This is a genomic window from Chloroflexota bacterium (assembly GCA_020850535.1).
GTDB lineage: Bacteria > Chloroflexota > UBA6077 > UBA6077 > JACCZL01 > JADZEM01.
In genome coordinates, this window is sequence record JADZEM010000140.1 from 1 (window position 1) to 7,565 (window position 7,565).

General features: G+C 70.8%; 6 protein-coding genes. 1 reads left to right on the forward strand and 5 read right to left on the reverse strand.

Annotated features, from left to right (window positions below; genetic code table 11):
- Positions 1-33: 33 nt before the first annotated feature.
- The 4 genes from IT306_20860 to IT306_20875 all read right to left on the reverse strand — a co-directional run bounded on the left by IT306_20860 (position 34) and on the right by IT306_20875 (position 5,092).
- Positions 34-1,281 (reverse strand): Zn-dependent hydrolase, encoded by a 1,248-nt coding sequence (locus tag IT306_20860; GenBank protein MCC7370877.1) that lies wholly within the window; start codon positions 1,279-1,281, stop codon positions 34-36.
- Positions 1,282-1,818: 537 nt separating this feature from the next.
- Positions 1,819-2,934 carry a hypothetical protein gene (locus IT306_20865; GenBank protein MCC7370878.1) on the reverse strand — a complete coding sequence of 372 codons (1,116 nt, stop codon included), beginning with the start codon at positions 2,932-2,934 and terminating at the stop codon, positions 1,819-1,821.
- 629 nt (positions 2,935-3,563) lie between these two features.
- Positions 3,564-3,893: a hypothetical protein gene (locus IT306_20870; GenBank protein ID MCC7370879.1), complete on the reverse strand. Its 330-nt coding sequence runs from the start codon at positions 3,891-3,893 to the stop codon at positions 3,564-3,566.
- Entirely contained in the window at positions 3,890-5,092 is a 1,203-nt protein-coding gene (locus IT306_20875) for an MFS transporter (protein ID MCC7370880.1), read from the reverse strand. The genes IT306_20870 and IT306_20875 overlap by 4 nt, the downstream gene beginning before the upstream one ends.
- 152 nt (positions 5,093-5,244) lie before the next feature.
- Here IT306_20875 and IT306_20880 point away from each other — a divergent pair, with 152 nt between their 5' ends.
- On the forward strand, positions 5,245-6,204 hold the full coding sequence (locus IT306_20880) for a LysR family transcriptional regulator (GenBank protein ID MCC7370881.1): 960 nt from the start codon (positions 5,245-5,247) through the stop codon (positions 6,202-6,204).
- Positions 6,205-6,234: 30 nt separating this feature from the next.
- Here IT306_20880 and IT306_20885 read toward each other — a convergent pair.
- On the reverse strand, positions 6,235-7,565 hold a 1,331-nt coding region (locus tag IT306_20885), incomplete at its 5' end, for an FAD-binding oxidoreductase (GenBank protein ID MCC7370882.1).

Sequence of the window (7,565 nt, forward strand, 5' to 3'; positions counted from 1 at the left end):
CGCCGGGATCTGTGCGCCCCCACGATCCACGACCTACGCCCCGTACCCCAGTCTGTAGAGTGTTCCGGCCAGCGCCTGCACGCCTGGGACCACCTGCTCGACCGGCGTGTACTCCTCGGGCGTGTGGCTCTTGCCGCCTCGGCTCGGCACGAACAGCATCGCGGTGGGGACGCGCGGCGCCAGGATCTCGCTGTCGTGGCCCGCGCCGCTCGGCATCACGAGGTATGGCAGCTCCAGGCTCTCGATCGCGTGCTCGATGTGCGCGCGGATCTCCGGGTGCATCGGCACCGGGTCGTGATCCATGATCGACTCGACCTCGACGGTCAGCTCGCGCTCGGCGGCGATGGTCTGGATGATCCCCGCGATCTCGGCCAGCAGCTGCTGGCGCGGCCCTGGCTCGGCGTGGCGGGTGTCCACCGTGAACTCGCAGCGGCCAGGGATGATGTTGGTGCCGCCGGGGAACGCCTGGATGCGGCCGACCGTCGCCACGGCCGGCCGGCCCATCCGCACGGCGGCCCCCACGATGCGCTCGATCATGGCGGCTGCGCCGGCCAGCGCGTCCTGGCGCAGGTCCATCGGCGTCGTGCCGGCATGGTTCTGGACGCCCGAGACGGTGACCTTCATCCAGCGCTGCCCGGTGATCGAGGAGACGACGCCGAGCGGCAGCCCCGCACGTTCGAGGATCGCGCCCTGCTCGATGTGGGCCTCGACGAACGCGCCGAGATCGTGGCGCTCAGCCTCGGCGATGCGGGCCGGGTCGAAGCCGCGCGCCTGCATCGCCGCGCCGATGGTCGTGCCGTCGGCGTCCACCACGCGCGTCGGCTCGTCCGCGCCGATCCGCCCGACGATGGCGCGCGCGCCCCAGAAGGAGGCGTTGAAGCGGCTGCCCTCCTCCTCGCAGGTCACCAGCACTTCCAGCGGGCGCTTCGGCCGCCCGACCCCTGCGAGCAGGGCCTGGACCGCCGCGATGCCCATGTGAACGCCGAGCGCGCCGTCATACTTGCCGCCCTGGCGCACCGTGTCCACGTGCGAGCCGGTCACCACCGCTTTGCCGCCCTCGACGCCCTCGACGCGTCCCCAGAGGTTGCCGACGGCGTCGAAGCGGACGGTGAGGCCGGCCGCCTCCATCCACCTCCGGATCAGGGCCATCGCCTGGACCCAGCTTTCGGTGTAGAGGGAGCGGTAGAGGCCGCCGTTCAGGTGAACGCCGATGCTGCCCAGCTCGTCGATTCTGGCCTGCAGTCTGGCGGGGTCGATCGGGAGCGAGCGTAGGTCGAGCACCGGGCGTGCGCCTCCAGGGATGGTCGGAGAGGATGATACGACGCGGGTCGTGGGTCGTGGGTCCGTGGGTCCGTGGGTCGCGGGGAAGTCCTGGGTTTCAGGATTCGGGGGGTGAGGGCCTTCAGAGTGACGGACGGACTACGTGGGTATTTCATCAAGCCCCGACGACGCTGCACGACGAGGGCGTGATGCAATCGCCCTCGTCGTGCGCTAGTGGTCTGCCGGTCGTGAACGACCGGGGTGGACCTCTGCCGACGCTTCACCGTCATCCCCCCATTCGGCAGGCTCAGGGCAAGCCTGACGACCTCCCCCGTCATCCCGAGCGACGTGAGGCGGCTCCCGTCACCGTCATCCCGAGCGACGTGAGCGTGCGAACGCAGTCGAGGGATCTTCCTCACGTAGCCACAACGGGGAAGATCCCTCCACTCCGCTCGTTCCTCGCTACGGTCAGGATGACGAGCGGGTGTGCTCGTGCCTCGCCGCGGTCGGGATGACGACCGGCACTGAGCGACCCTGTGATCGACGCCAGACGAGCCGCTAGTCGCCCTGGGAGCGCGGCGCTGAGCCGTCGTTATCCGGGGGCGGCGGGGGTGATCGGCGGAAAAGCAGCCCCCAGCCGCCCGGATCCTGGGTTGGCGCGGGGGTGGCCTGCGGCGGCTGTGCGGGCACGTGCTGAGCGGCAGGTGGCGAGTCGGACACGGGCTGAGCGCTACCGCCGGGCTGAAGGCTGTCGTCGGGTTGCGGCGCGCTGTCACCGGGCTGCGCATCGGTGTGCGCGTGCTCGGCGCGGCGTGTGAGCCAGGGCAGCGCGTCCCCGTCGTCATCGTCGTCGGGGTGGTAGTCGCCGTCCGGGTGGTACGGATCCGGCTGGTGCTCGCCCTCGGCGTAGCCATCGAGATGGTTGCTGTCGCTGCCGCCATCGACGTCGTCGTAGGCGCCCGCGCTCGCGTAGGCGCCCGCGCTCGCGTAGGCAGCCGCGTCGCCGGGAGATGCGCCGCCATCACGGTTCGGGGCGTCGGCGTCGCTGTCCGTCGTCAGGGATGCGCCGTCACCGGCCGGCCCTGGAGTGGGCAGCGGCTCGCCGCGCTGCAGGGCGTCGGCATCCGTGGCGACGTAGGCTGCCGCAGCCGTCAGCTCGGCGGTGCGGCCGGCTCCAGCCTCGGCGTCGAGCGCCGCCTGGGGGTCGGCCGGACCGTCGGCGTCGGCGTCGAGGACGGCCGAGAGGTAGCGCCGCATCGAGTCCATCGCGGAGAGGCGACGCTCCCGCGAGGCTGTCAGCAAAGACTGTCCTTCGCAGACGGCGGCGGCGTTGTGGAAGCGGCTCCCGCTGCTCAGCAGCTGGGCTGCGCGGCTGGCCATGTCGAGGGCGTCCAGCACCGACTCGTGGGCGCTTGCCAGCACGGCCGGCGGCACGACGTTCTCCAGCGAGCGGCCCATCGACGCGGTTTCCCAGCGGTGGATCGCCGCGACGTTGCCCAGTTTCTCGCCATCCGTGAACAGCGACGCCTGTTCGAGCCAGTACTGGTAGAGCCACTCGGCACGGTCAAGAACCGGGACGACCTCATGCGCGTACGCTTCGAGGATGTCATCCGGTGGCGGCGGCGTCCGCCTGAAGAGACGGCCAAGGGCGGCGAGGGTGCGCGGTACAGACATCGGATTGGCGAGGATACAAACCCTGGGCGGCGAACGGCAACGGGAGACGCGATACCGGGTGTCGTGGATGGGGGGCGCGCGTGGAACGATGCGCGCGTTCACTGCGTGGAACGATGCCCGCGTTCACTGCGATGCAGGTCGTACGACAGTGCGGAGCGACCGGCCCGTCGTGGTGCGCGCCTGTGCCCAGTGCTCGCGCCGCGAGAGCCGGCCGCCGGGGCGAATGCTTGAGGAACAAGAAAGGGGACTCCCTCGCGAAAGGAGCCCCCTCAAGAGCCAGTAATCTCGGATCTGAGTGAACCAGGGCGCCGCCCTACGGCCTTAATTGGCCTCTGAATCTGCTGCCGGTGCGCCAGAAACACGACGCAATCCTCGGCAGTCTGCGGTTCATCCCTGCAGGGTGCACACCTGGGGTCTACACAGGCCCCGCGCCATCTCGGAGCGAGGCCTTACCTGTCGACCTGCCAAACACCCAACTCGACTCGCGACTTGGTCATTGCGCGCTCCTCCTTGTCGTTGAAGCGTGTGCGTGACCACCAGCGCTGGTATGCCTTCAGCCTACCACCAACTCTGCGACGGCGTCAACCGTTCCGTCAGCATTCGGGCGAGATCTCAACCGCGGGGAGCCGTCAGGCTGGCGGTTCGGCCGGCTGCCTGAGCAGTTGCCTGGCGAAGCAGACGCTTCGTGCGCTCTCGAGGTAGGGCGGGTACGGTGAGATGTGCTCGTAGCCGGACTCGCCCATCGGCTTGAGCGCGCCGCACCCGACGGGCCGGCCGTCCAGCCGCGACACCAGGAACGCCGCGCGCGGCGCCTGGACATCCGCCGCCGAGAACAGGCCGCTGCCGTCGTCTGCGAAGTCGTAGCGCACGGCCAGGTCGGCGCTGAGCTGGCGAATCAGCTCACGTGCGTCCGGCGAGGTCGGGGCTTCGGCGGCCAGGCTGATGTTGCCGGCGTTCATGCTGTCCCCTGCCACGCCTGGCGGGCGCGCTCGCGGGTGAGGATCGGCACGAGCGGCACGGTCAGCGCCACGATGATGGTCGCCAGGGCGTACATCCAGAAGAGGCCGCCCAGGTCGAGCATCGCGCCGAGCAGCCAACTGCCGATGCCGATCCCCAGATCGAACCCGAGGTAGAACCCGGCCGTGGCCTGCCCGGGCTCGGCTGGCAGCAGTCTGGCGTGATGGGCGATCAGGACCGGGTGGAAGAGGCCGCCGCCGGAGGCGATCAGCAGTGCGGAGAGGCTGAGCCCGAGCGGCGTGGTGGCGACGGCAGCCAGCGCCAGCCCGGCCAGCAGGATGGCCGAGGAGAGCAGCAGGATCTGGCGGGTGCTGACCCGGTCGAGCCAGCGGCTGCTGACGATGCGCGTCCCGATGATGCTGATGCCGTAGACGGTGTAGAGCAGGCCTGGATCGACCGCTCGCCGCTCGGCGAGGATCGGGGCGTACAGGAAGAACGCCGCGAAGCCGCACCCGAACAGGCCGGCCGTGAACATCGGGAGCCAGAGCAGGCGGGGGAAGCGCCAGCCGTTGCGCCAGTCGCGCACGGGGCCGGCCGCGCGTGGTGGCATCGCGATCTGCGAGGCGAGCATCCCGCCGAACAGGGCCAGCGCCGCGGTCAGCCAGAAGCCGACCTCCAACGGCGCTACCGTCAGCAGGGCGGTGGCCGCCGCCGGGGCCAGCGAGATGGCGACGTTGGCCGCCGCCCCGAAGATGGCGAGCCGGTTGCCGCGCTGCTCCTCAGGGGTGAGCTGGATGATGAGCGCCGTGCCGGCGGTGGTGAACGCGACGTAGCCGGCCGCCTGGAGCAGCCGCAGCAGGAACAGCAGCGTGGGGCTGCCGGTCAGCGGGACGCAGGCCGCGCCGAAGGTCAGCGCGCCGGCCCCCAGGAGCATGATGCGCCGTGAGCCCCAGCGGTCCACCCCAACCCCGGCGACGGTCCGCCAGACGAGCGAGGCGACGCCAAACGCCCCGAGGATCAGGCCGATCTGCCAGTCTGGCAGGCCCTCCTGCGCGAGGTAGCGCGGCAGCGGCACCAGCAGGGTGTAGAACCCGGCGAAGAAGATGACGGTGGCGACCCACGCCGTCCAGTAGGCGCGCGTGCCGCCAGTCCCCTGCGCTGATGCCGGACCGAGCGGGGCCTGGGCGGGCGAGCTGGACATGCTGGCGGCTCCTCCTGGTGAGCTGGCACGGCACGACACGGTAGTTCCACGGTACGCCAGGACTGAGCATTCAGCAAGCCGATGCGGACTATAGTGTCCATCGACTTTCTCGATGGCCTCTGGAATCGCTCCTGACTCCCCCTGGAGCCGCTGTGGACACCGATCAGCTTCGCACCTTCGAGCGGATCGTGCGCGAGGGCAGCTTCAGCCGTGCGGCATGGTCGCTCGACGTGGCCCAGCCGACGGTCAGCGCCCGCATGCAGGCCCTGGAGCAGCAGGTTGGCGGGCCGCTCTTCGTGCGGAGCGGGCGCGGCGTGGCCCTGACCGATCTTGGCATGAGCTTTCTGCCGTACGCGCGGCGGGCGCTCGAGGTGCTGGATGCTGGCGTCGAGGCGGCCCAGCAGGCCCAGGTGGGGCAGCGCGGGCGGGTGAGCATCGGCGTGCTGGAATCATTGTCTGGCAGCTTCCTGGGGCCGGCCGTGGCGCGGTTCCACGCCGAGCACCCGGACGTGGAAGTGCTGGTGCGGGCCGGGCGGCAAGAGCAACTGGTGGAGCTGCTGTACGACGCGGTGATCCGGCTGGCGTTCCTGGTGTGGCCGGCCCACGATCTGCTGACGGGGGACATCGAGATCCTGCTGACGCTGCGCGAGCCAGTCGTGCTGGCGGTCGCGCCGCACCATCCGCTGGCGCGCCGGCCGCAGGTTGACCGGGCGACGGTGGCAGCGCTCTCGAAGCCGTTCCTGCTGCTGCGCTGGTGGGTGACGCTGCCGCCGGCCGTGGCCCAACTGGCGACGCTGGCGAAGTCGGTGGTGGACGTGCCGATGGATACCGGCCGCCAGATGGTGCTGAGCGGGGTTGGGGCAGGCGTCTTCCCCTGGATGCAGGTGGCGGACTTCGTGAAAAGCGGCCAGATGACGGTGGTGCAGGTGACGGACTTGCCGCTGCTGGAGCGCGACAGCGTGCTGGTGCGCCGGCGGGCGGGGCCGCCGCTCTCGGTGGCGGACGAGGCGCTGGTGACGACGGTCCGCGAACGGGCGGCAGCGCTCGGCCTGATCCCCCCTGACCGTGGGCGGAGCGTGGTACGAGGCGGCCGCGACCGTGAAATCAACTGACCCAGCCGGTTTCGTCGTTGTGTGGGCCGGCTACAGGATGTCGAAGGGCCGCTCGACGATCTCGCGGTCGGGGCGGAAGGGGTTCTCCCCCGCCTGGACCTTCCCGAGCAGCGCGTCCACCGTCAGCCGGCTGCCGCCGGCGCTCGCCATGATGCCGTGCCCGCTGTACCCGCAGTTCAGCGCCAGCCCCGGCACGGCGCTCGGCCCGAGGTACGGCTTGTGGTCTGGGGTGTACTCGTACTGGCCGGCCTGGAGCACCCAGTCTGGCTCGCCGCGCTCCCAGACCTGCTGCCAGAGCGGGCTGATCCGCGCCAGCGAGCGCGGCGAGTCCGGGCTGAGCAGGTCGAAGGCGAACGTCGCATCGGGCGTGACGTTGTCCCGCGGCTCGGTGGGCGGAGCTGTCGGATCGGTGAAGAGGGCGTAGGCGCCGTTCAGGGCCGGCCGCCAGTGGGCGATGGTCTCCTCGTCGATGGTCATCGGGGCGTCCGGGGGGATCTCCGGCAGCTCAGGGATGACCAGCTTCATGCGCCGGCGGGGCTGCATGCCGAGATCGAGGCCGGCCCACCCTGCCACGATGCCGCTGAACGGCCCGGCCGCCAGGACGACGTGCTGGCAGGAGATCGTGCCGCGCGCCGTCTGCACCCCGACGACTCGGTCGCCGGCTCGCACGAAGCCGGTGGCCGCCGTGTCGAGGCAGATGGCTGCCCCGCTGGCCCGGGCGTAGCCCATCGTCAGCGCCTTCGGCTTCAGCCAGCCGTCCTTCGCACGGTAGCGGGCCTGGAGCACGGCCGGCCCGATGTGGGGGAACCGGTAGCGGACCTCGTCGCCGGGGAGGATCTCGACGTCGTCCAGGCCCCAGCCGTGCTGCATGCTGACCCACTCCCGTTGCCGGTTGACGCCCGTCTCCTCGGTGGTGCAGAAGAGGTAGCCTTGCTGCTTCAGCCCGATGTCGTAGCCGGGCAGATCGGCAACCTCGGAGAAGCGCTCGAACAGCGAGACGCCCTCGCGGACGAGCGCGATCTCGTCAGGGTTGTCGAACTGGAGCCGGAACGCTCCCGTTGAGACGGGCGTGGTGAGCGTGCAGAGGGCGCGGCGCTTCTCGACGATGACGGTGCTGAGGCCGGCGCGGCTGGCGAAGAACGCGGTGGCCGCGCCGACGATGCCGCCGCCGATGACGACAAGGTCAGCCGAGGCTGGCAGGGCATCGACATAGCGAAGAGGCGGCAAGGCGGCCATCGGCAACTCCTCCAGCGCAATCGAGGGCATGGTGCAGGAGCGAGCGTGCCGATCGCCAGGGTGCGGGCGGCTGGACGAGGCCGGCGCGCCGGCCTCGTCCAGCCGCCCGCACCCTGGCGATCGGC